Consider the following 20,117-nt stretch of genomic DNA (forward strand, 5'->3'; position numbering starts at 1 on the left):
AATCAGAAGAAAAACAAGGAAAAAATGTAACTAGTTTTTACCTTGTTTTTTCTGTATAATGGGAAAAATGACTAGATAAAGAGGTAAATGTATGCTAAGATTTCCAAAGGATTTTGTCTGGGGATCCTCTACTTCTGGACCACAAACAGAAGGACGTGTAGCTGGTGACGGTAAGGGAGATAATCTCTGGGATTATTGGTACCGAGTGGAGCCAAATCGATACTATAATGGGATTGGTCCAGATAAAACATCGACCTTTTATGAAAATTGGGAACAGGATATCGACCTCCTGTTAGAAACTGGTCACACGGCCTTTCGAACTTCTATTCAGTGGTCACGGATTTTTCCACAAGGACGTGGAAAAGTCAATTCTCAGGGTGTAGATTTTTACCGTAAGGTTTTTGAGGCTATTAAGGCCAAAGGGATTCGTCTGTTAGTCAATCTTTATCATTTTGATTTGCCTTTTGCCCTTCAAGAGGATGGGGATGGTTGGGAAAATAAGGCGACAGTCTCAGCCTATGAAGACTATGCTCGTTTTTGTTTTGAGACTTATGGAGATTTAGTGGATCAATGGATTACCTTTAACGAGCCAATCGTTCCAGTAGAATTTGGCTATTTTTACGATGCCCATTATCCACATAAGGTGGATGCAGAGGTAGCGGTTAAAGTAGCTTATTATACACAATTGGCCAGCAGTCGGGCGGTTAAGGCCTGTCATGAACTCTTGCCTGATTCCAAGATTGGGATTGTCTTAAACTTGACACCGGCTTATCCACGTAGCCAGCATCCTGCTGATGTCAAGGCGGCTCGTATTGCGGACCTTTTTCAGGCCCAATCTTTCTTAGATCCGTCTGTTTTGGGGACTTATCCACAGGAGTTGGTAGAAATCTTGCATGAATACGGGCTCTTGCCTGATGCTACAGAGGAGGAGTTGGAGCTCATTCGTGACAATACGGTGGACTTCCTTGGTGTCAACTACTATCAACCTTTGCGTGTTATGGCTCCTCGATTTGCGAAGCATCCAGAGAGTCCACTCTTACCAGAACATTTTTATGAGCCTTATGTGATGCCTGGACGTAAAATTAATCCTCACCGTGGCTGGGAGATTTATGAGCAAGGGATTTATGACATTGCCCAAAATATCAAGGAAAACTATGGCAATATTGAGTGGATGTTGACAGAGAATGGTATGGGTGTTGAAGGGGAAGAAAAATTCCGTGAGAATGGAATGATTCAAGATGATTACCGTATTGACTTTGTAAAAGGTCATCTTCGCGAACTTTACCGTGCTATTGAAGACGGAGCCAATTGTAAGGGCTACTTAATTTGGACCTTTATTGACTGTTGGTCATGGCTCAACAGCTATAAAAATCGCTATGGTTTGGTTGAATTGGACTTGAAAACGCAAGAACGCCGTCTGAAGAAATCAGGGCACTGGTTCAAGGAATTAAGCGATAATAATGGATTTTAAAAAGGACTCTGACTGATTATCCTAATTGGTCAGAGTTTTTTGTTTACAAGAAGTTAATGTGAACTATACCAATTTTTACTCTTGACAAGTGAAAAAAACAAGTATATACTGTTTTTGCTGATTCTATAAAAGAAGAATTAGACTATACCAATTTTAAGGAGAAAGCACAGCTTGTCTGTGTCGTATATACTATGTGTGGAATTGTTGGTGTTGTTGGAAACACAAATGCAACTGATATTTTGATTCAAGGGCTTGAAAAGCTTGAATACCGTGGCTATGATTCTGCGGGAATTTTTGTCCTAGGTGGTGCTGAAAATCATCTGGTCAAGGCGGTTGGCCGTATTGCAGAATTGTCTGCTAAGACAGCTGGTGTGGAGGGAACAACTGGTATTGGACATACTCGTTGGGCGACTCACGGAAAACCAACGGAAGACAATGCTCACCCACACCGCTCTGAGACTGAACGTTTTGTCTTGGTGCATAACGGGGTGATTGAGAACTATCTTGAAATCAAGGAAGAATACCTTGCGGGGCACAACTTCAAAGGGCAAACAGATACGGAAATCGCCGTTCACTTGATCGGAAAATTTGCGGAAGAAGATGGCTTGTCAGTTCTTGAAGCTTTCAAAAAAGCTCTTCACATCATCCGTGGTTCTTATGCTTTTGCCTTGGTTGACTCACAAGATCCTGAAGTTATCTACGTAGCTAAGAATAAATCACCACTTTTGATTGGTCTTGGAGAAGGCTATAACATGGTCTGTTCAGATGCTATGGCTATGATTCGTGAGACTAATCAATATATGGAAATTCATGACCAAGAGTTGGTAATCGTCAAGGCAGATAGCGTAGAAGTTCAAGACTATGATGGCAATCGTCGTGAACGTGCTAGCTATACTGCAGAACTTGACTTGTCAGATATCGGTAAGGGAACTTATCCTTACTACATGCTCAAGGAAATTGACGAGCAACCAACGGTTATGCGGAAACTTATCCAAGCCTACACAGATGAGGCTGGTCAAGTTGCCGTAGCCCCAGCTATTATCAAGGCTGTTCAAGACGCAGACCGTATCTACATCCTTGCAGCTGGAACATCTTACCACGCAGGATTTGCTTCTAAGAAAATGTTGGAAGAATTGACAGATACGCCAGTTGAACTTGGAATCTCATCTGAGTGGGGCTACGGTATGCCACTTCTCAGCAAGAAACCACTTTTCATCTTTATCAGCCAGTCTGGTGAAACAGCGGATAGCCGTCAGGTTTTGGTCAAGGCTAATGAAATGGGAATCCCAAGCTTGACAGTGACAAATGTCCCAGGTTCAACCCTTTCACGTGAAGCTAACCATACCATGCTCCTTCACGCAGGTCCTGAAATTGCCGTAGCCTCAACCAAGGCCTATACAGCGCAAATTGCAGCCCTTGCCTTCCTTGCAAAAGCAGTCGGAGAAGCAAATGGCAATGCCAAAGCGCAAGCCTTTGATTTAGTTCATGAGTTGTCAATCGTAGCTCAGTCTATCGAATCAACTCTTTCAGAGAAAGAAACCATTGAAGTCAAGGTTCGTGAGCTACTTGAAACAACTCGTAACGCCTTTTACATCGGACGTGGTCAAGATTACTACGTAGCCATGGAAGCAAGTCTCAAACTTAAAGAGATTTCTTACATCCAGTGTGAAGGCTTTGCGGCAGGAGAACTCAAGCACGGAACTATTGCCTTGATTGAAGAAGGAACACCTGTTTTGACTCTCTTGTCAGATCCAGTCCTTGCCAACCACACTCGTGGAAATATCCAAGAGGTGGCAGCCCGTGGTGCAAAAGTCCTCACTATCGCAGAAGAAAATGTTGCTAAAGAGACAGACGATATCGTCCTTACGACTGTACACCCTTACCTCTCACCAATTTCAATGGTCGTACCAACACAATTGGTCGCTTACTTTGCAACCCTCCACCGTGGTCTTGATGTGGACAAACCACGTAACCTTGCTAAATCAGTAACGGTAGAATAGAATCTATGAATATACGGGCGTAAAGCCATAGGTTTATCCTATAAGGTTTTACAGCCTATTTTTTATGTTACAAATGATGATAGGGGTTTACTTTTCAATAATTATAGCAGATTGAATTTAGAACAGTACACAGGAATACTAAAATATTTCTAGAAATTAATTTGAATTTTCCAATTGATTTGTTCGTATCTTATTTCAAACTACTATAAAAAGAGGAAGCTGGGCAAAAACTCAATTTGAAGAGAAAATTCAGTAAATCTTTCCATGATAAAACGCATCATATTAAGGTTTTGTACACCTGATATGATGCGTTTTATCATTTTTAAGCCTTTTTGCCCAGCCTCGTCAAAAGTAAAGTTTTGGCACAAAATCTGTGACAAAACTTTAGTTTTAAAGGTTTTTAACTTTGTATATACTAGTTTTAAGAAAAGGAGGATGATCCTAATGGAAGAAAAAGTATCATTGAAAGTCAGAGTTCAAAAACTAGGGACATCGCTTTCAAATATGGTTATGCCCAATATTGGAGCATTTATTGCTTGGGGAGTGTTGACTGCCCTCTTTATCGCTGATGGCTATCTGCCAAATGAACAGTTAGCTACTGTTGTTGGTTCTATGTTAACGTATTTATTGCCAATCCTGATTGGTTACACAGGTGGATATATGATCCATGGTCAACGTGGTGCCGTTGTAGGAGCTATTGCTACTGTTGGTGCAATCACAGGTTCTAGTGTTCCTATGTTTATCGGAGCTATGGTAATGGGCTCACTGGGAGGATGGACTATCAAGAAATTTGATGAAAAGTTCCAGGAAAAAATTCGTCCCGGATTTGAAATGTTAGTTAATAATTTCTCAGCTGGTCTCGTTGGTTTTGCATTATTGCTTTTGGCTTTCTACGCAATCGGTCCAGTCGTATCGACTCTTACTGGAGCTGTTGGGAATGGTGTTGAGGCTATTGTTAATGCTCGCCTCCTTCCTATAGCTAATATTATCATCGAACCGGCTAAAGTCCTTTTCCTCAATAATGCCCTCAATCATGGCATTTTTACTCCTCTGGGAGTAGAACAGGTAGCTCAAGCTGGTAAGTCAATTCTCTTCCTATTGGAAGCTAATCCTGGACCAGGCCTGGGAATTCTATTAGCTTATGCTGTATTCGGTAAAGGTTCTGCTAAATCTTCTTCTTGGGGGGCAATGCTTATTCATTTCTTCGGAGGGATTCATGAAATTTACTTTCCTTATGTTATGATGAAGCCTACTCTATTTTTAGCTGCTATGGCAGGAGGTATCTCTGGAACTTTTACTTTTCAACTCTTAGACGCTGGTCTTAAATCTCCAGCTTCACCAGGTTCTATTATTGCGATTATGGCTACGGCGCCAAAAGGCGTTTGGCCCCATCTAAATGTTCTTCTAGGTGTTTTAGTGGCAGCAGTTGTTTCTTTCCTTGTAGCAGCCCTTATTCTTCATGCAGACAAGTCAACTGAGGATTCGCTCGAAGCTGCTCAGGCGGCTACCCAAGCAGCTAAGGCTCAGTCTAAAGGTCAGTTAGTATCAACTTCTGTTGATGCAGTTGTTTCGACAGACTCAGTGGAAAAAATCATTTTCGCCTGCGATGCTGGTATGGGAAGCTCTGCTATGGGAGCTAGTATTCTTCGAGATAAGGTTAAAAAAGCAGGTCTAGAGATTCCAGTATCTAATCAGGCAATCTCAAATTTGCTTGATACACCAAAAACATTAATTGTTACTCAGGAAGAACTGACACCAAGAGCTAAAGACAAGAGTCCAAGTGCTATTCATGTTTCTGTTGATAATTTCTTAGCGTCCCCTCGTTATGATGAAATTGTAGCTTCATTAACAGGAGCTTCTCCAATAGCAGAAATTGAAGGAGATATATCAACTTCAGCATCAGTAGATAGTCAGGAAATTGACCTTAACCATATTGATGCTGTAGTAGTTGCTTATGGTAAAGCACAGGGATCTGCAACTATGGGCTGTGAAACGATTCGGGCTATCTTTAGAAACAAGAATATTCGTATTCCAGTTTCTACTGCCAAAATTTCAGAATTAGGTGAATTTAATTCTAAAAACATAATGATTGTAACAACTATTTCTTTACAGGCAGAAGTGCAGCAAACAGCACCGAATTCTCAATTTCTTATTGTGGATAGTTTAGTAACAACACCAGAATATGACAAAATGGCTGTTAGAATGTACAAATAGAACTAGAGGTTTCTAAATTACGAATGCTATTAACCAAACGAGAAGAACAATTATTGAAGGCTTTCCTACATGTAGGGAAGCTTTCAATGCAAGACATGACTGAAATCTTACAGGTTTCATCTAGAACAATTTATCGAACTTTATCAGATTTGACAGATAGCATGGAGCAATATGGAATCGAAATAACGAAGCATGGGAAATACTATATTTTGACTGGAGAGTTGGATGATTTGCCGACAGAACTTGAAGTGTTAGTTGAGTATAGTCCCCAAGAAAGACAAGAGTTGATTACCTATCGCCTTCTGACTGAGAGTGGTTTTGTCACCAATGAAGCATTGCAAGAGTGCATGAAAGTCAGTAATGTAACTATTATTCAGGATATTTCAGATATTGATAAGCGTCTTTTAGACTTTGATCTGAAAATTGAACGACAAAAAGGTTATCGTATTTCTGGTGATTCAGTTGGTAAGAGAAGATTTTTGGCTATTTTACTGACAAACTGTATCTCAGTAGCAGATTTTTCAACCGGTAATTTTGGGAGCTTTGATATTTTAGAAGCAGATAGAACTAGGCTGGCCAGTCAGATTGTTAATAAGCAACTGTCAGGTTTTCCAGATATGGATGCTAGGATGAAGATGTTTTTTGCGATCTTGTTATCTCTTATAGGTCAGGAGCAAAACATTGAAAATTCACCTAATACTAGTAAGCAGGCTTTGGAAATTTCTCAAAAAATTTTTCAAGCTTACTCTAAGCAGACTGCACAATTTTATAGTATTCAGGAAATTATCTATTTTGCGAGCATCTTGGATGAATTAATCATTAAACGTCAGGACAATCCGCTCTTTACGGAGAAATTTGATGGTGAATTTTTCTACAATATTTCAAATCTGATTGATACGGTTTCCATGTATACCAAGATTGACTTTTTTAAGGACAAGGTTTTATTCAATTTTCTTTTCCATCATATTCGGCTCAGTTTAGGCGTCCCTATCCTTTTTCAGGGTGAAAATTTGCCAGAATCTGTCCAGATTTTAGTTGAAAGGAATAAATTTCTTTATACAGTCATCAGTCTTTTAGTGAATGATATTTTTCCGAAATATCTTCATACAGAGTATGAGTATGGCATGATTGCCCTACATTTTATCTCTAGCTTAGGCCGTAGTCCAGAGATTTATCCAGTCCGTGTTTTGCTTTTAACGGATGAACGTCGGGTCACTAGAGATTTATTAGTCAGTAAAATTAAGAGTGTTGCTCCTTTTGTAGAGTTGATAGATATTCAGTCTCTAGTAGATTACCACAGTATTGATCTCAGTCAGTATGATTATATTTTATCTACCAAGCCGCTGACTAATCAGGAAATCGATGTAATTTCTAGTTTTCCAACCGTCAAAGAACTGCTTGAATTACAGGAACGACTTCAGTATGTACAGGCACATCGTACAATTGTCGCGCGTGATGCTATCGCTCCAGAGAAAAGTTATGACTTGCAAGATTATTTAATATCTAGTAGTCAGCTTTTGAGTCAATTCGAGTTGGTTCAATTGGAGAATAATCAATCATTTGAGCACACGGTAGAACAAATCATCCAATATCAGAAGAATGTGAGTGACAGAGATTACCTAACAAGAAAATTGTTATCTCACTTCCAGAATAGTCCTATGGCTATTCCTAATACTGGTCTGGTGCTTTTACATAGTCAGTCTAGCAAAGTAACAACAAATAGTTTTACTATGTTTGAACTCAAACTACCTATCTCCGCATTGTCAATGAAACGAGAGGAAGAAGAGGTCAAAAGGTGTCTGCTAATGCTAATGTCTAAAGAAGCTAGCGAGGAAGCTAGAGATTTAATGACAGCTATCAGTCAGTCGATTATTGAAAATCATCTTTATACAGAGATTTACAAGACGGGAAATCAATCCATTATTTATCAGATGCTAAATACTATTTTTAAAGAAAAAATTAAGAAATTGGAGAACTAATATGAAACTTGAAAAACATTTGATTAAGCTTAATAAACAATTTTCTAACAAGGAGGAAGCTATTTGTTATTGTGGGCAAGTTCTTTATGAGGGTGGATATGTTAATGAAGACTATATTGAAGCCATGATTGAGCGAGATAAAGAGCTATCTGTTTACATGGGTAACTTTATCGCCATACCGCATGGGACAGATGCAGCAAAAAATGATGTCCTCAAGTCTGGTATTACAGTCGTTCAAGTCCCTAGAGGGGTTGATTTTGGGAATGTATCTAACCCTCAAGTGGCAACGGTTCTTTTTGGTATTGCTGGTATTGGTAATGAACACTTAGAAATTATTCAGAAAATTTCTATCTTCTGTGCAGATGTAGATAATGTTCTTAAACTAGCAGATGCTCAGTCAAAAGAGGAAGTGTTGCGCTTATTTGATGCTGTTGAATAATTGAATTTCGTCATTTGTCATCTAGTATATATGTCCCTCAAATAGGAAAAGGAGAAATTGAATGAAACATTCTGTTCATTTTGGTGCCGGTAATATCGGTCGTGGTTTTATAGGTGAAATTCTATTTAAAAATGGTTTCCATATTGATTTTGTGGATGTCAATAATCAGATAATTCATGCTCTAAATGAAAAGGGCAAGTATGAAATTGAAATTGCACAGAAAGGACAGTCTCGTATAGAAGTAACTAATGTGGCTGGCATTAATAGCAAAGAAGACCCTGAGCAAGTCATTGAAGCGATTCAAAAGACGGATATTATTACTACTGCAATCGGACCTAATATACTCCCTTTTATCGCTGAACTTCTAGCCAAAGGAATCGAAGCTCGCCGAGTTGCAGGAAATACACAGGCATTGGATGTTATGGCCTGTGAAAATATGATTGGCGGGTCTCAATTTCTTTATCAAGAAGTCAAGAAATATTTAAGTCCGGAAGGTTTGACATTTGCTGATAACTACATAGGTTTTCCAAATGCTGCAGTAGACAGGATTGTTCCAGCACAAAGTCACGAAGATTCCCTTTTTGTTGTGGTCGAACCCTTTAATGAATGGGTCGTGGAAACCAAGCGTCTTAAAAATCCAGATTTACGTCTAAAAGATGTGCATTATGAAGAAGATTTAGAACCCTTTATTGAGCGAAAACTTTTTTCAGTCAATTCTGGACATGCAACTTCAGCTTACATTGGTGCGCATTATGGTGCCGAGACAATTTTGGAAGCTCTTCAAAATCCTAATATCAAATCTCGGATTGAATCTGTATTAGCTGAAATTCGGAGTCTCTTGATTGCCAAATGGAACTTTGATAAAAAAGAATTGGAGAATTATCACAAAGTCATTATAGAACGGTTTGAAAATCCTTTCATAGTGGACGAAGTTAGTCGCGTAGCTCGTACTCCAATCCGAAAATTAGGCTATAATGAACGATTCATCCGGCCGATACGTGAATTGAAAGAACTCAGTTTGTCATATAAAAACCTACTTAAAACAGTTGGCTATGCCTTTGACTATCGCGATGTAAATGATGAAGAAAGTATTCGATTAGGTGAATTGTTGGCTAAACAATCAGTCAAAGATGTTGTTATACAAGTTACAGGTTTAGACGACCCAGAATTGATTGAGCAAATTGTAGAGTATATTTAATCTTTTTCGAAAATCTCTTCAAATCAGGTTAGCATCCATCTGCAACCTCAAAACAGTATTTTGAGCTGACTTCATCAGTTCTATCTACCACCTCAAAGCAGTGCTTTGNNTTTTCATTGAGTATTAGAATAATTTTTCAAATTGAAGGACAGAGTAGATAGGGAGAGTCACAATGGTAGAATTGGGAATTTCAACATTTGGGGAAACAACGGAGCTTGAAGGGATTGGGCAAACTTACAGTCATGACGAACGCATTCGCCAGTTGCTAGCAGAGGTTGAACTGGCTGACAAGGTTGGTTTGGATGTGTATGGGATTGGTGAGCACCATCGAGAGGATTTTGCAGTATCAGCCCCAGAGATTGTCCTGGCAGCTGGGGCAGTCAATACCAAGAAAATCCGTTTGACCAGTGCAGTCAGCATTCTCTCGAGTATGGATCCGATTCGCTTATTCCAACAATATGCCACTATCGATGCTTTGTCAAATGGACGTGCGGAGATTATGGCTGGAAGGGGTTCTTTCACGGAATCATTTCCTCTGTTTGGCTATGATTTGAAAGACTACGAAGCCCTTTTTGATGAGAAATTAGACTTGCTCCAGTTAGTCAATGAAAAGACAAAGCTAGACTGGAAAGGTCGATTGACCCAAACGATTGCTGGTAAAGAAGTTTATCCTCGTCCAGTTCAGGACAAATTACCCTTGTGGATAGCGACAGGTGGTCATGTCGAATCAACAGTAAAGATTGCTCAGGCAGGCCTACCGATTGTCTATGCCATTATTGGTGGTAACCCTCGTTATTTTAAAAAGTTGATTCAGGCTTATCGTGAGATTGGGAGCGAAGCAGACCATGCCAGTCATGAACTAAAGGTTGGGGTCCATTCTTGGGGTTGGATTGCTGAAGATGGCGAGCAGGCTGTGAAAGATTATTTCCATCCGACCAAGCAAGTAGTGGATGCTATTTCCAAAGACCGTCCACACTGGCAAGAATTGCGTTATAAGCAATATTTGGAGCAGGTAGGATCAAATGGCGCCATGTTTGTGGGCAATCCAGATCAGGTGGCCGAAAAATTGATTCGCATGATAGAGGATTTAGATTTGGACCGCTTCATGTTGCACCTACCTCTTGGTTCTATGCCTCATGATCAGGTTCTGAGAGCTATTGAACTATTCGGAACACAAGTAGCACCCAAAGTCCGGGCTTACTTTGCCATGAAAGAGGCTTAATAAAAAATACTAATCAGGCTGATAAAAAATCTATATAACAACTATTTTAAAAAGCAATAAACAGAAAAAATCTCTGAAAAGCTAGTAAAATCAAGCTTTTCAGAGATTTTTTTCTCTATTGATATAAACAATCCCAATCAAGTCGATAGTCAATATATATTGGGAAAAGGTCAAAAGGAGTGGTAAGATGGTTTCAATCCAAATGGAAGGAGAGAAGTATGACAAGTAAAAGAGAGCTAGTTTTTAGAGCTATTCGAGGAGAAGAGGTGGAACGGGTTCCTGTTGGCTTTTGGTTTCATTTTGTAATACTGGAGGAAAAAGGACAAGGTTTAAATAATCCACGTATCTTTCAAAAAAGTGTAGAGGGACATCGGAAGTACGTTGAAAGAATCCATCCTGATTTTGTCAAAATGATGAGTGACGGATTTTTCATTTATCCAAGTAATGTCTACAGTCCTAAGGTTACAAGTCTTCAGGAGTTAGCTTCTATTGAGTCGATTGGTGAAAACCATCCTTGGATTCAGCAACAAGTAGAAGTGGTAGAGGCTATTCGAGCAACCTTCACTGAGGACATTGCATCATTTTACAATATTTTTTCTCCGATCTCCTATTTGAAAAGGTGGTTTCGTACAGAGACTTCTAGAGGTGATAAGGAGGTTTCAGATCTTTTTCTTGAAAATCCAGAGCTATTCAGGGATGTTTTAGACGTGATAGCTGAGGATATCGCTATCCTAACTAAAAAAATCATTCAGGATGGTGGAGCAGATGGAATCTATCTCAGTACACAAGAAATTCAGGATGAGCGCATCACAGCAGAATTGTATCAGACCTATATTGAGCCAAGTAACATAAAGGTTTTAGAAGCTGCCAATCAGGTAGGTGGGGTAAATATCCTGCATATCTGCGGTTTCCAAGGTGCCAGTAACAATGTGACTATTTTCAAAGATTATCCAGCCCAGGTTTTCAATTGGGCAACCCACCATGAAGCAGTCAGTTTACCTCAAGGTCAGGAGCTATTTCATGGCAAAGCGGTCTTGGGTGGTTTTGAAAATGGGAAGCAGAGCCTGCTTTATTGAGGTAGAAAGGCTGCACTACAAGAGGAAACCAAACGATTGTTGGCTGAAGCTGGGACTAGAGGAGTCCTTCTTGGAGCGGATTGCACGGTTCCAGATGACTTTGAATTAGAAAGATTGGACTGGATTCGTCAGGCTGCTATGTTAGAATAGGAGAGCCTTATGAAAAGAAAAAAGTGGCTATTGGTAGGGACGGCCCTCGGCTTTGTCATCTTACTTGCGATCAGTCTTACAAAGGGACTTGCTTGTAAGGAAGGCCCAAGATGTCATGGGATTCAGGATTTTCAGAAGAGAAGTCTTCCCTTTATTCAAACCAATGATATTGCCAGTATTTTATTAGTTGAAAAAGAAAGAAATGGAGAATAGAGATGTTAGAAAAAAGAGAATGGGTTTTAAAAGCATTTAGAGGAGAAGTGGTTGACCGTGTACCTGTAGGTTTTTGGCACCACTTTACATCAGAAGAGGAATGGTTAAAGGGATTTTCCAATCCTGTGATTATTGAAAAGAACATACAAGGTCACAAACGTTTTATCCGTGACCTACATCCAGACTTTATCAAGTTGATGAGTGATGGCTATTTTGCTTATCCAAATCCAGTTATTGCCAAAGGGAAGTCACTCCAAGAGCTGTCGGAGATTCAACCTCTGGGTAAAGATCATCCGTGGATTAGAGAGCAGGTAGAATTAGTGAAGAAGATTAAGCAGGAGTTTACGGAAGATATTGTTGCTATTTACAATATTTTTGCGCCTGTGACCTACCTCAAATGGTTACTTGGAGAAGTGTCTGGTGGAGATGATCTCATTGCAGATTTCTTAGTTCAAGATTCTCAGAAATTGAAAAAAGTCCTTGATGTGATTGCGCAAGATATCGCTAGCTTGAGTCAAGCTATTATTAAAGATGCAGGAGTAGATGGTATTTATCTCAGTGTGCAAAGTATTCAGGATGCGCGTGTTTCTGCTGAAGCCTATCAGGAGATTATTGAGCCGAGTGAACTGACTGTTTTAAATGCGGCTAAGTCGGTTGGTGGGGTAAATATCCTTCATATCTGTGGCTATGAAGGAGCTCGAAACGATATTCATATCTTTGCAGACTATCCAGCTCATGTTTTTAACTGGGCAGTTGGTCCAGAAGGGATTAGTCTAAAAGAAGGTCGTGAGATTTTCAAGGGTCGTGCTGTTCTGGGAGGATTTGAAAACGGTAAAGATGGCCTTCTCTATCGAGGCAGTAAGGAAGAAATTCAGGCTGAAACCAAACGATTGGTAGAAGAAACAGGGAAAGATGGCCTCATACTTGGAGCAGATTGTACCATTCCAAACGATATTGCAGTGGAGCGTATCCAGTGGGTGAGAGAAGCAGTAGCTAAATAAAGGAGAAGAATATGAGTAAGAAAACATGGATTGTTGGTGGAGTTGCGGTTGTGGCAGTGCTTGGAGCAACGATTATTGGTAGGACTTTGTCGGGAGCATCTGCTAAAGGTGCAGATGCAGCTTCGTCTGGACAAGTAACAACTTTAAAAGTTGCCCATACTCAAAACTATGTCCCTTATGATTTTATTGACGAAAAAGGGGAATCAGATGGTTATGAAGTCGCTGTTTTAAAGGCGGTGGATGAGAAATTAGCAGATTATAAATTTGAGTATACTGGAACTAGTGATGATGATCTCTTGATTGGACTTGAGTCTGGCAAGTACGATATTGGAACTAAAGGTGCTTGGTATACAGATGAACGGGCTAAGAAATTCATTATTCCATCTGAGCCAGTAGGAGCCAGCATTATTGGTTTTACTGTCAGAAAAGGAGATGAAGCTAAATATAAGAATATTGATGATTTCGCCAAAAATAAAGGGAAATTAGTACCCATCTCTCCTCAAAATGCCCAGTGGAATGTGATTAATAGCTATAATGACAAGCACAAGGATACACCAATTGAGTTGACAGCTGCTGAATCTTTCAAGGTGGCAGATGCTTATGCTTGGGTTTTAGAAGGACGTTATGATGCTTTCTTTGACATCAAGTTGTCTTTTGAAAAAGCAGTGACAGCAGAGGATGGTTCTTACCACCAATATGCGGACAAACTTAGCTGGTTCCCTTATAAAGGAATTCCAACCTATCCCTTGATTCACCGTGATGAAAAGGGTGAGAAGTTTGCTAAAGAGTATGAAAAAGCGATTAAAGAATTAAAAGAAGATGGAACTCTAGCTAAACTTTCTCAAAAATACTTCAAAGAAGATGTTTTTAGCTACGTTGATAGAGATTAGATGAGCAGTCAGGCGTGTTATACTCTTCGAAAATCTCTTCAAACCACGTCAACGTCGCCTTGCCGTAGGTATGGTTACTGACTTTGTCAGTTCTATCCACAACCTCAAAACACTGTTTTGAGCAATCTGCGGCTAGTTTCCTAGTTTGCTTTTTGATTTTCATTGAGTATTAGAAAGAGGTTTACATGGTTTCATATGACTTTTCAAGAGTGTTCCAATTTTTACCCACCTTATGGCAGGCTCTTCCGATGACCTTGTCCATTCTCTTTTTTACTACAATCCTTGGTTCCCTTTTCGGTGGCTTACTGGCTTGGGCTCAAGTGGGAGAAGACAAGACTTTTGCAGGTCTTTCTAAGGGCTATATTTTCACTCTTCGCTGTACTCCCCCCATTGTCTTACTGTTTTTAGTTTTTTATGGTTTACCTGAATTTTTAAAATGGTGGCTGAATTTAGATATCAACAACTGGTCTAAGACGGTCTTCGTCTTATTCACCATGGTCTTGCTATTTGCGGCTATCATTGCAGAAGTATTTAAGGCGTCCTATCAGGCAATTCCCAAAGGTCAGATGGAAGCTGGAGTCAGTATTGGTCTGACCCCTAGTCAGACATTTTGGAGAATCATTTTTCCTCAGGCTTTTCAAGTGGCTCTTCCAAATATGACGACCGCTATTCTAAATTTGATGCGGGACGCTGCCCTAGCCTATACGATTGGTTTTGTGGATGTCATGGGAGCTGGGAATCTCTTAATCAGTCGCAATTTGGGGAATTACTCTCTTGAAACCTATACAGCGGTTGCCATTCTTTATTGGGGTGTAGCCTTGGCTGTTTCCTTCTTGAGTCGCTTGTTAGAAAAATCTTTGGAAACGAAAGGGAGATAGGATATGGATTTAGACTATATTGCGAAAACTTTTTTAGAGACCTTAAAAGGGGTGCCAACCACCTTAATCATTATGATTGTAGCCATGGTCTTAAGTTTTGGACCAGCCTTGTTTTTAGCTCTGGGACAAATATATAAAGTCAAAGGTGTTCGAACTTTCTCTCTCGTGTATCTAGCTTTTATAAGAGCAACACCTCCGATTTTGCTGATTCTTTTCTTTTATAGTTTGTTTCCGAGTTTGCTCAATCAATTTCTCAAAAGCATAGGGAGTGATGTTGATATCTTTAAACTCAATCCGATCTATTATGCTTTTATTATCTATAGTTTGATGACAACAGGTAGTTTATCAGAAATCTTACGTTCGGCTATTTTGACTGTGGATAAGGGACAATTAGAAGCTGCACAAGCGATTGGTTTAACCACTAGTCAGGCTTATGTGAGGATTGTTTTTCCACAGGCCTTGCAATCAGCCTTGCCCAATCTGGCTAATCTAGTCATAAATATTGTAAAAGGAACCTCTTTGGTCTTTGTGATGACCATTAAGGATATTACAGCAATTGCCCGTGTTGAAGCGTCTTATGGTTATCAGTATTTTGAATCCTATTTTGTGATCTTTTTACAGTACATTCTTATTTGCGGATTGATTCAATGGGGCTTTTCAATCTTAGAGAAACGCTATATTCAAAGAAGAAAGGGACAAGTAGTGCCCAGTACAGGTTTAGCATAGGAGGAGACAATGTTACAAGTAGAACATGTTGCAAAAAAATTTGGAGACAGACAAGTCCTGGGAGATGTTAATCTCAAGGTCAACCAAGGGGATGTGGTTGTAATATTGGGGCCATCTGGATCAGGTAAAACGACTTTTCTCAGATGTCTCAATCATTTAGAAAAAGCCGATAGTGGCTCTTTGAAGCTTGCTGATAAAGAATACGACCTTGGAAAATTGACTAAAAAAGATATTTTAGAAATTCGCAAGAAGACTGCTTTCGTTTTTCAACATTATAATTTATTTGCTAATAAAACGGCCTTGGAAAATATTTTGGAGGGCTTGATTATTGCTCGGAAAATTCCTAAGGAAGAAGCAACAAAACGTGCGGAAGCTGCCTTAGAAAAAGTTGGTTTACTAGCTTATAAAGCTTACTATCCCTCTCAGCTTTCTGGAGGCCAGCAACAACGAATCGGTATTGCGCGTGCCATTGCTGTGAAACCAGAGGTCATTTTATTAGATGAGCCAACATCGGCCTTGGATCCAGAGTTGGTAGGGGATGTTTTAGATGTTTTAAAACAGTTAGCTAAAGAAGGAGTTACTATGGTAGTAGTGACTCATGAGATGGGTTTTGCTAGAGATGTAGCCAATCATGTTATTTTTATGGACGGTGGGAAAATTGTTGAAGAAAATAATGCCCATGATTTCTTTAGTCGTCCAAAAGAAGAACGAACCAAGCAATTTTTGGCACGAATACTCTCGGATGCGACCTATAGTGTAGAATATATGATTTGATAGATAGGCTTATCAGGGCAAAAATCAATCCCCCGAGCGTTAAGGCTTGGGGGATAGTTCTATAGGAGGGCTAGTTTAGTTCTCTTTTTTATTTTTTAGTAAGAAACCGAGACCAAGGAGCGCAAGGAGGCTGATTCCTGCAAATAGGAGTTTGTTTTCGTTTTTGATTCCTGTATTTGGAAGTTCAGCTTGTTTATCTGGGGTTGCAGGTATATTTTCCTTGCTAGAGTTTTCTACCGATTCGTTTCGAACCGCTTCTTTTACAGATGATGCTTGTGCTTCTTGTGCTGGTTGTGAAGCTTGTGAACCAGTTGTAGCTTGGCTAGGTTTATTTTCTGCATCAGCTACTGTTGCAGATGGTTTAGTAGAATCAGGTTTAGCTTCTGGAGCTGGATCTTGATGTGCAGGGTGAGAAGCTTCATTTTGATGTTCAGGCTTGGAAGGGGTTGAGTCTGGTTTCTCTTCTGCAGTTGACTCATGGCTAGTTCCATTTTGAGAGACTCGAAGAACAGTGGCTGTAAGGGCATTCAATTTCAAGCCTTTTTCAGTCCATTCAAGTCCTTGAGGGTTGGCAATTCCGACTGGTCCTGCTTGGTTTTCATCTGCTAAAACTTCAGCATTTCTGAGGTGGGCAAAGGCAGTTCCCAAGTTAAATTCGCGAGCTTTTTCATCCGCATTGACAAAGACTGCGTAGATATCACCGTTTGGAGCAGTGATTTGGTAGCCAATCACTACATCCTCTTTTTCCACGCCATTTTGACCTGGGACAGTGATGAGGTGGACACGGTCTTTGATATCTTGGAGACTCTTAAGTCGGAAGGCATCTGTAGATTGACGAAGGGCAATCAACCCTTTCATATAGTCACGGCTCTTGACATTTTCAGGATATGCTTTTCCATCTGTAGCCTTAGTCCAGTCAAACTTGTTAATAGCATCACTCGAATCGTAAGAGTCATGGATGAAGTAAGGATAGTCAAATGGATTGCCATCCTTATCACGCAACAAGTGAGATTTGTTTGGTTGTTTATCCTCTGCTACTGGAGTCTTGTAGGCCGGGTCACGGAATTGTTTGGTACGCCCGTATTCCTGACCAGAGTGGATAAACGGAGTTCCTTGAGCTGTCAAGACCATGAGGTTTCCAAGTCGCAAACGACGGTGGATTTCAGCATGGTTCTCAGCCTTGCTTGGGTCTTTTTTGATAGACTGGGCAATGATGTCAAAGAGGGTCAAGTTATCATGGGCTGCGATGTATTGGATGACATCTCCAGGACTGTCTGCTTCAAAGTTGGTTGGTTGAGCAATGAGATTTTTGAAGATAGTGTTGATATCACGCTTGCCACCTGTGATAAAGGCAGGTTGACCTTCGTTTGGATAACCAGACTTGAGGTTGTTACGGATGTCATCTGAGAAGACAGCGACAGTATCGGTATGTTTCATCCAATCTTGGTCAGCAGCTTTAGTAGGCATATTTTCATCACCAGCATAGGTTCTCCAACCTTCACCAAGCATGATTAGGTTTGGATTGAGGGCGCGTGCAGCCTTGTAAGCTTCTTCGATAGAAGCGGCGTCATGGTCTCCCATCATATCGAAACGGAAGCCATCCACTTTGTAGGTATCAACTAGATATTTGATAGAGTCAACTAGGATCCGTTTGCTCATATGGTGGGTTGTCCCCAAGCGTCCACCACCAAAGCTAGTTCGAGGTGTCCCATCAGCATCCATAAAGTGGTAGTAGTTTGGTTCTAAATCTTCAAAGAGATCGACTTTGGCTGTATGGTTATAAACTACGTCTAGGATAGCTCCCATGCCACGTTTGTGGATTTCGTTGATGAGGTTTTTAAATTCTGCGATTCGTTTTTCTGGATTCTTAGGATCGCTTGAGTACATACCAGTCAATGAGAAGTAGTTTTGAGGGTCATATCCCCAGTTGTAGTTGCTGTTGCTTGAAGCATAGTCAGACAAGCGTTCATGGTTTTTCAATTCATTGACAAAGTAGTAAGACAAGACTGGAAGGAGCTGGATGTGGGTCACACCTAAGTCTTTGAGGTAGTCTAGTTTTTCAATAAAGGCTTCAAAGGTACCAAATGGTTTGGTCAAGTCTTTTGCAATGGCAGGATCTGAAGTGAAATCACGCACATGAGCTTCGTAGATAACGGCGTCTTCACGAGTCTTGAAATTGTGAATCTTACCATAAGTTAAGTCTTGAGGTCCGAGTTTAGCTGGATCTACAAAGGCGGCTTTAGCCACTTTATGGGCATCGTCAATCTTGGCATCGTCGCTATTCCAAGCAGCAAGAGATTTAGCGTAAGGATCGAGTGCAAGAACAGTTTTACCTTGACGCTCGATTTGGTATTGATAGTAGTATCCAGTGAAATCGGTGATTCCGAGTTTGTTTGTGCTGTCTAGAGTTTGTTTCCAAGTTCCTCTTTCCCCTTTTTCAAGAGCGACAGTTCCAACTACTTTGTCAGGGTCATTCTTGTCGTAGACAACGACAGAAACCTTATCAGCACTTGGTGACCAGAGGGTCAAATCAACTTGTTTTCCTTCTTCTTTAAGATCAGCTCCAAGTTTACCATCATAGCTGTAAGCCTCATCTTTCAGGCGCCAGCTTGTTTTGGTAGTGAATTGGCCGGAATTGTAGCTAACAGTATATGGGTGTTTTGTGTCAGAGAAATCTCCGCTGTAGGTCACTTTTTTACCAGCTTCATCTATTGCAACATCGGTGATAGCTACTTTATTTCCTAGGTGATTAGTGATGTTGGAGTGTTTGAGGATATCCTCTTTTTTAGCACCGACAAGTGTTGAAAAACTACTTTCAATGCTAGAAGTTCCTACGTGTTGGGCCCCTGTCATGCGGATATCATGGACATAGTATGGATTTGTGTAAATTGATTCGTCATCGTCTTTTAGGAAAATTTGGCTATGATTTTTCAAATCTGTAAACTTATAATCTTCTTTACGGATTTTCACGTCGTCTCCTTCTTTGCTCTCATCTAGTAATAAAAATCCAAATTCTCTTGCGGCTTCATTAAGAGGAATGTCGATATAGCGGCCATATTTGCCTGTAGCCGTAAAGTCTGTTCCGTCAGGCCATTGAGCGCTACTTGGATTTTTCACATCTCCCCAGTACCAGAGAGATTTCTTGTCATAGTTGCCATCTGTGCGGTAGTAGTTGACGCGAACAGTTCCTGCAGGCTGTGGCTCGTAAGAGAAAACCTTGTAATCTTGGTCTAACCAAGCCTCGTTCATTTTTGGAACTAGTTTTTCTATAGATTTATCGCCGGTTAGATTTTTTCCAGCTGTATTGTTGATGAGGAAGCTAATTTTCTTGGCTTCTTCTCCCTTTAATTTGACATCTAGGTAATAGCCGTAGTCATCTTTTTTGGCATCCTTGAAGGACAAGGCTCCGTTTGGCCAATTTTCAGATGGTTTTTCAACATCGTCCCAAGTCCATAGTCCTTGAGCATCCTTGTTTTTTTCAGGAAGTTTTTTGACATGGATACGGAAGTAGTTGTCTCACTTGAACGATCTTGTCCAGTTTGTGGTGCTGGATCGGCTGGGCTTGCAACAGGAGTGGTAGCCTCTGTTGCAGGTTTTTCTTCTTTCTCTAGGGAAGCGCTTGCATTATTAGGTGAAGAAAAATCGCTTTCTTTCTTACCAGTGCTAGTTGCTGTATCAGTAAGAGGCTGGGCAAGGGCAGTAGTAGTTTCACTATTATTTGCGTTAGTGGTTGGTGTACTTTCGTCTGCTGAGATAGTTGGTGTAGCCATGGCAAGCAAGACAAGGCTTGCTCCAATAAGGACAGAACCAGTTCCATTTTTGAGGGAACGGATGCTGTAGACCATTTTTTTCTCAGTGTGAGTTGGTGTTTTTCTCATAATGATTC

General features: G+C 40.3%; 14 protein-coding genes and 2 pseudogenes. 14 read left to right on the top strand and 2 right to left on the bottom strand.

The genetic code is table 11. The features are described from left to right. The first annotated feature begins 91 nt into the window (after positions 1–91). The 11 genes and pseudogenes from bglA (at position 92) to HT688_RS01110 (ending at position 13,853) form a co-directional block, all read left to right on the top strand. A complete protein-coding gene (gene bglA / locus HT688_RS01060) occupies positions 92–1,471 on the top strand; it encodes a 6-phospho-beta-glucosidase (RefSeq protein ID WP_101514829.1) in 1,380 nt (459 codons plus the stop codon). Between the two features lie 191 nt (positions 1,472–1,662). Beyond that, on the top strand, positions 1,663–3,471 hold the full coding sequence (gene glmS, locus HT688_RS01065; protein WP_172923463.1) for a glutamine--fructose-6-phosphate transaminase (isomerizing): 1,809 nt from the start codon (positions 1,663–1,665) through the stop codon (positions 3,469–3,471). 444 nt (positions 3,472–3,915) lie between these two features. Next, complete coding sequence (locus HT688_RS01070; RefSeq protein ID WP_172923465.1) at positions 3,916–5,685, top strand: PTS mannitol transporter subunit IIBC; 1,770 nt, start codon at positions 3,916–3,918, stop codon at positions 5,683–5,685. Positions 5,686–5,708: 23 nt separating this feature from the next. Further along, positions 5,709–7,664 carry a BglG family transcription antiterminator gene (locus HT688_RS01075; protein ID WP_014017193.1) on the top strand — a complete coding sequence of 652 codons (1,956 nt, stop codon included), beginning with the start codon at positions 5,709–5,711 and terminating at the stop codon, positions 7,662–7,664. 1 nt (position 7,665) lies between these two features. Then, positions 7,666–8,103 (top strand): PTS mannitol transporter subunit IIA, encoded by a 438-nt coding sequence (locus HT688_RS01080; RefSeq protein WP_000764149.1) that lies wholly within the window; start codon positions 7,666–7,668, stop codon positions 8,101–8,103. A gap of 61 nt (positions 8,104–8,164) precedes the next feature. Further along, on the top strand, positions 8,165–9,301 hold the full coding sequence (locus tag HT688_RS01085) for a mannitol-1-phosphate 5-dehydrogenase (RefSeq protein ID WP_172923467.1): 1,137 nt from the start codon (positions 8,165–8,167) through the stop codon (positions 9,299–9,301). Between the two features lie 172 nt (positions 9,302–9,473). After that, positions 9,474–10,523, top strand: a complete 1,050-nt coding sequence (locus HT688_RS01090; RefSeq protein ID WP_000229791.1) for an LLM class flavin-dependent oxidoreductase — start codon at positions 9,474–9,476, stop codon at positions 10,521–10,523. A gap of 218 nt (positions 10,524–10,741) precedes the next feature. Then, positions 10,742–11,749, top strand: a pseudogene (locus HT688_RS01095) (uroporphyrinogen decarboxylase family protein). A 9-nt stretch (positions 11,750–11,758) separates the two neighbouring features. Continuing rightward, complete coding sequence (locus HT688_RS01100) at positions 11,759–11,962, top strand: hypothetical protein (RefSeq protein ID WP_172923469.1); 204 nt, start codon at positions 11,759–11,761, stop codon at positions 11,960–11,962. Positions 11,963–11,964: 2 nt separating this feature from the next. After that, positions 11,965–12,963 carry a uroporphyrinogen decarboxylase family protein gene (locus HT688_RS01105; RefSeq protein ID WP_000890777.1) on the top strand — a complete coding sequence of 333 codons (999 nt, stop codon included), beginning with the start codon at positions 11,965–11,967 and terminating at the stop codon, positions 12,961–12,963. An 11-nt stretch (positions 12,964–12,974) separates the two neighbouring features. Further along, positions 12,975–13,853, top strand: a complete 879-nt coding sequence (locus HT688_RS01110) for a transporter substrate-binding domain-containing protein (protein WP_000039542.1) — start codon at positions 12,975–12,977, stop codon at positions 13,851–13,853. Here the strand turns inward: HT688_RS01110 and HT688_RS11605 are convergent. Further along, a complete protein-coding gene (locus HT688_RS11605) occupies positions 13,831–14,016 on the bottom strand; it encodes a chlorohydrolase (RefSeq protein WP_078929755.1) in 186 nt (61 codons plus the stop codon). The two genes, HT688_RS01110 and HT688_RS11605, sit on opposite strands and share 23 nt — an antisense overlap. 22 nt (positions 14,017–14,038) lie before the next feature. Between HT688_RS11605 and HT688_RS01120 the strand changes: the two genes are divergently transcribed. Genes HT688_RS01120 through HT688_RS01130 form a run of 3 tightly spaced genes read left to right on the top strand, consistent with a single transcriptional unit; the run spans position 14,039 to position 16,231 of the window. Next, a complete protein-coding gene (locus tag HT688_RS01120) occupies positions 14,039–14,731 on the top strand; it encodes an amino acid ABC transporter permease (RefSeq protein WP_004256697.1) in 693 nt (230 codons plus the stop codon). A 3-nt stretch (positions 14,732–14,734) separates the two neighbouring features. After that, the gene (locus HT688_RS01125; RefSeq protein WP_000362517.1) at positions 14,735–15,457 is read left to right on the top strand and encodes an amino acid ABC transporter permease; all 723 of its coding nucleotides are present in this window, start codon (positions 14,735–14,737) and stop codon (positions 15,455–15,457) included. A 9-nt stretch (positions 15,458–15,466) separates the two neighbouring features. After that, positions 15,467–16,231, top strand: coding sequence for an amino acid ABC transporter ATP-binding protein (locus HT688_RS01130; RefSeq protein WP_000942261.1), 765 nt, complete (start codon positions 15,467–15,469; stop codon positions 16,229–16,231). Positions 16,232–16,306: 75 nt separating this feature from the next. Here the strand turns inward: HT688_RS01130 and spuA are convergent. Then, positions 16,307–20,109 (bottom strand): annotated as a pseudogene (spuA, locus tag HT688_RS01135) (LPXTG-anchored pullulanase SpuA). Positions 20,110–20,117: the final 8 nt, after the last annotated feature.

The sequence above is a fragment of the Streptococcus sp. 1559 genome (genome assembly GCF_013276735.1).
GTDB classification, from domain to species: domain Bacteria; phylum Bacillota; class Bacilli; order Lactobacillales; family Streptococcaceae; genus Streptococcus; species Streptococcus pseudopneumoniae.

Coding starts and splice junctions, on each gene's coding strand:
- HT688_RS01075 (WP_014017193.1), top strand. CDS start 5,709: ATGCTATTAACCAAACGAGAAGAACAATTATTGAAGGCTTTCCTACAT.
- HT688_RS01085 (WP_172923467.1), top strand. CDS start 8,165: ATGAAACATTCTGTTCATTTTGGTGCCGGTAATATCGGTCGTGGTTTT.
- HT688_RS01105 (WP_000890777.1), top strand. CDS start 11,965: ATGTTAGAAAAAAGAGAATGGGTTTTAAAAGCATTTAGAGGAGAAGTG.
- HT688_RS01120 (WP_004256697.1), top strand. CDS start 14,039: ATGGTTTCATATGACTTTTCAAGAGTGTTCCAATTTTTACCCACCTTA.
- HT688_RS01110 (WP_000039542.1), top strand. CDS start 12,975: ATGAGTAAGAAAACATGGATTGTTGGTGGAGTTGCGGTTGTGGCAGTG.
- glmS (WP_172923463.1), top strand. CDS start 1,663: ATGTGTGGAATTGTTGGTGTTGTTGGAAACACAAATGCAACTGATATT.
- HT688_RS01100 (WP_172923469.1), top strand. CDS start 11,759: ATGAAAAGAAAAAAGTGGCTATTGGTAGGGACGGCCCTCGGCTTTGTC.
- HT688_RS01125 (WP_000362517.1), top strand. CDS start 14,735: ATGGATTTAGACTATATTGCGAAAACTTTTTTAGAGACCTTAAAAGGG.
- bglA (WP_101514829.1), top strand. CDS start 92: ATGCTAAGATTTCCAAAGGATTTTGTCTGGGGATCCTCTACTTCTGGA.
- HT688_RS11605 (WP_078929755.1), bottom strand. CDS start 14,016: ATGAAAATCAAAAAGCAAACTAGGAAACTAGCCGCAGATTGCTCAAAA.
- HT688_RS01130 (WP_000942261.1), top strand. CDS start 15,467: ATGTTACAAGTAGAACATGTTGCAAAAAAATTTGGAGACAGACAAGTC.
- HT688_RS01080 (WP_000764149.1), top strand. CDS start 7,666: ATGAAACTTGAAAAACATTTGATTAAGCTTAATAAACAATTTTCTAAC.
- HT688_RS01090 (WP_000229791.1), top strand. CDS start 9,474: ATGGTAGAATTGGGAATTTCAACATTTGGGGAAACAACGGAGCTTGAA.
- HT688_RS01070 (WP_172923465.1), top strand. CDS start 3,916: ATGGAAGAAAAAGTATCATTGAAAGTCAGAGTTCAAAAACTAGGGACA.